This window comes from Sutterella sp., assembly GCF_052272535.1.
Classification (GTDB): domain Bacteria; phylum Pseudomonadota; class Gammaproteobacteria; order Burkholderiales; family Burkholderiaceae_F; genus Sutterella.
The window spans coordinates 1-3,259 of record NZ_DAVZJY010000244.1 but is presented as its reverse complement, the minus strand read 5'-3'; the positions used below and the strand labels follow the sequence as shown (position 1 = coordinate 3,259).

Below are 3,259 nucleotides of genomic sequence, written 5' to 3'. Positions count from 1 at the left end.
CGCCGCCCGAGCGCCCGTCGTCGGGCTGCGCACGCAACGACGGTTCGTCGCGGTCGCCGCGATCGCCGCGGGCGGGCGCTTCATCGGGTTCGTCGTCGCGCGAATAGTCGTCGCGGCTCTTCAGCTTCGAAAGCGGATCGTCGTTGCGGCGCTGCGCGCCGCCGCGCGGCTTCATGATCGAGTTGACGAGGTCGGAGAACTCGCCCCACAGACGGTCGAGATCCTCCTGCCCGCGGTCGCCGCCGCGCGCGTTCTGGGTCTGATTGCGGTCGTTGCGACCCTCGGGCGCACCGCGCCCGTCGTCGGGGCGCCGGTCATCCGAGTCCTCATTCCCGTTGCGCGGGGTGCGGTCATCCGTCTCCCCGTCCTCATTCTTCTTATCCTGCGGCTCGCTCGAGCCGCGGCCCCACCGGGGGTCGTTCAGCGACATGTAACGTGCTCCGATCAGCGGCGGCGTCCTGAGGGGTGCGCCGCGCCTATGGTCAGACAATGGTCTATGCATTCTATCGAACCGCCGTGCGCGCCCCACGGCCGCCAAGCCCCGTTGTTTCCCTTCCTCACACCTTTCAACCCGCCCCGTCTCCGGGTTAGCGCGTCTGTTTGAAGTACGCACTTTCACGTAAACTCAACCGCATCCGGCCGTTTGCAAAAAATCCAGAGCCGGAACCACCACCCACACCGCCGCATCACGACGCCAACAGGAGATGTCCTCATGACAGCCGCCACGCCTCAACCCACTCAACCCGACGACAAGAACGATCGTGCCAGCATCGGCGGATACATCGCCCTCGCCTTCGCGGTCGTCTTCTTTTCCGGCCTCGCCGCGAGCTCGCATTGGTGGGGGATCTTCGACTTCACGACGCTCAACGGCGGCTTCGGCCGGCTCGTCTCGGGCGTCACCGAGAAGTCGGGGGAAATCTCAACGACGATGGCGAACTTCCGCGGCAAGGGCGGTTCGGGCGCGATCGACGGCTTCATGTTCGCCCTCTCGCTCGTTCCGACGATCATGTTCGCCCTCGCGATGATCACGATGCTCGAGCACTACGGGGCCCTCAAGGCCGCGCGCCAGCTCCTCACACCGGTCCTCAAGCCGCTCCTCGGTCTGCCCGGCTCCTCAGCGCTCGCCCTCATCGCCTCGCTCCAGTCCACCGACGGCGGCGCCGCGCTCACGCGTCAGCTGTGCGACGCGGGCGAGCTCACCGACCGCGAGAAGAACGTCTTCGCCGCCTTCCAGATGACCGCGGACGCGCCGATCACGAACTTCTTCTCCTCGGGCGCGATCTTCTTCACGCTGGTCGCCGCTTCGGGCGAACCCGTGATGCCCGTTTCCCTCGGCGTCTGCCTCGGCGTCATCCTCCTCGGCAAGATCTTCGCCGCAAACGTGATGCGCCTCATCGAGATCCGCGGATCGCGCGCCTGACTTCAGGCTTTCCAGACCTTTTCATTCGTCCGTTTTTCGGGAATACTTCGTCCCGCCACTTTCTTCAGGTAGCTCTCTCATGTCCCACACCACCTCAAGCAAGCCCATGATCACCGACGTCTTCGTCAAAGGCGCCGTCCAGGGCTGGAACATCGCCGTCACCTCCACGCTCCCTAACGTGCTCATGGCGTTCGTGATCATCAAGATCCTCAACCACTCGGGCCTTCTCAAAATCATCGGCGACGTGTGCGCGCCGGTGATGGGCGTCTTCGGCCTCCCGGGCGAAGCCGCCACCGTGCTCCTCGGCGGCTGGATGTCGATGGGCGGCGGCGTGGGCGTCGCGATGGCGCTCTACGACCACGGCACCCTCACGGGCACCCACCTCGCGATCCTCGCGCCCTCGATCTTCCTGATGGGCTCGCAGATCCAGTATATGGGCCGCTGCCTCGGCGTGATCGGCGTGAAGGGAGCTAAGATCCCTGTCATCATGGCGATCCCGATCCTCACGGCCTTCCTGTCGCTCTTCGTGATGCGCATCCTCGTGATGGGGTCCTGATCCCGTTTTGCACAACACGCACCAGAAGGATTCATCAAAAGATGTCCATCCTCGACGAATATCTCAAGGACCTCGCTCCGCTCGTCAACCTCGACTGCGGCACGTCGAACACGGCGGGCGTCACCCGCGCCGCCGAAATCATGAAGGGCTACTTCGACTCGATCGGCTTCCACACGGAGTTGGTCGACCTCGGCCCCAAGGCGGGTCACGGCCTCATCGCCCGCAACAAGCCCGATGCCGAGAAGATCGACGTTCTTCTGAACGGCCACCTCGATACCGTCTTCCCGGACGGCACCGCCGCGAAGCGCCCGTTCTCCGTGGACGGCAACGAAGCCCACGGCCCGGGATGCTCAGACTGCAAGTCGGGCATTCTCGCCGCCTACTACGCCTGCAAGTACGCCCGCCCCGAGGACCTCGAGCGCCTCTCCATCTGCTGCGCCTTCAATCCCGACGAGGAGACCGGCTCGCAGAATTCGCATGAGTGGCTCGCGGGCGTGGGCGCGAAGGCGAAGTGCGCCCTCATCGTCGAGGCCGCGCGCGCCGGCGGCGAACTCGTGCGCTCCCGCAAGGGCGTGAGCGACTACTGCGTCGTCTTCCATGGCCGCACCGCCCACGCGGGCAACAACCCCGAGGCGGGCCTCAACGCCAACGTCGCCGCGATGCGCTTCGCGCTCGCCGCGTACGACCTCGCCGACAAGTCGATCGGCACGACCGTCAACCCCGGCGTCGTCGAGGGCGGCACCGCCCCCAACGTGATCTCGGACCGCTGCACGGTGCGCCTCGACATCCGATACTGGTTCGACAAGGACGGCGACGCCCTTGAAGCCAAGATCCGCGAGCTCGTCGCCCGCACCTGGGTCGAAGGCGTCACGCAGGAGCTGACGGTCTACTCGCGCATGCCCGCGATGCCGCTCTCCGAGGCGACGAAGGGCTTGGTCGCCACGATCAACAAGGCCGCCGAGATGGCGGGCTTCGAGGCGAAGTGGGTTGACGCGGGCGGCGGCAGCGACGGCAACCGCATCGCCAAGGCCGGCATCCCCGTGGTGGACGGCTGCGGCCCGGCGGGTGCGGGGTTCCACACCGAGCGCGAATTCCTGCGCCTCGACACGGTCGAGGAGCGCATCAGGATGCTCGTGAACCTCTTCAAGCTCATGTGACGCGCCTCGGCAGAATCAAAGCCGCCCGCGGGATTCCTCTCCCGGGCGGCTTTTTCTTTGGCCGAATCCCGCCGCAGAGGTGGAACTTGAAGACAAAAGCAGACCGCCCGGGCGGCGGGCGCTCCG

General features: G+C 66.1%; 3 protein-coding genes and 1 pseudogene. 3 read left to right on the top strand and 1 reads right to left on the bottom strand.

Going from position 1 to position 3,259, the window contains the following annotated elements; all coding sequences use genetic code 11:
- Positions 1–430: pseudogene (locus tag ACT6Y9_RS09765) on the bottom strand (hypothetical protein); the annotation flags it as partial.
- A 282-nt stretch (positions 431–712) separates the two neighbouring features.
- Between ACT6Y9_RS09765 and ACT6Y9_RS09760 the strand changes: the two are divergent.
- From ACT6Y9_RS09760 to ACT6Y9_RS09750, 3 genes are all read left to right on the top strand, one after another.
- Complete coding sequence (locus ACT6Y9_RS09760; protein WP_443744383.1) at positions 713–1,420, top strand: nucleoside recognition domain-containing protein; 708 nt, start codon at positions 713–715, stop codon at positions 1,418–1,420.
- Positions 1,421–1,499: 79 nt separating this feature from the next.
- The gene (locus tag ACT6Y9_RS09755) at positions 1,500–1,976 is read left to right on the top strand and encodes a YjiG family protein (RefSeq protein WP_443744382.1); all 477 of its coding nucleotides are present in this window, start codon (positions 1,500–1,502) and stop codon (positions 1,974–1,976) included.
- 41 nt (positions 1,977–2,017) lie between these two features.
- Positions 2,018–3,133, top strand: coding sequence for a M20 family metallopeptidase (locus ACT6Y9_RS09750; RefSeq protein ID WP_443744381.1), 1,116 nt, complete (start codon positions 2,018–2,020; stop codon positions 3,131–3,133).
- Positions 3,134–3,259 lie beyond the last annotated feature (126 nt).

Coding starts and splice junctions, on each gene's coding strand:
- ACT6Y9_RS09750 (WP_443744381.1), top strand. CDS start 2,018: ATGTCCATCCTCGACGAATATCTCAAGGACCTCGCTCCGCTCGTCAAC.
- ACT6Y9_RS09755 (WP_443744382.1), top strand. CDS start 1,500: ATGTCCCACACCACCTCAAGCAAGCCCATGATCACCGACGTCTTCGTC.
- ACT6Y9_RS09760 (WP_443744383.1), top strand. CDS start 713: ATGACAGCCGCCACGCCTCAACCCACTCAACCCGACGACAAGAACGAT.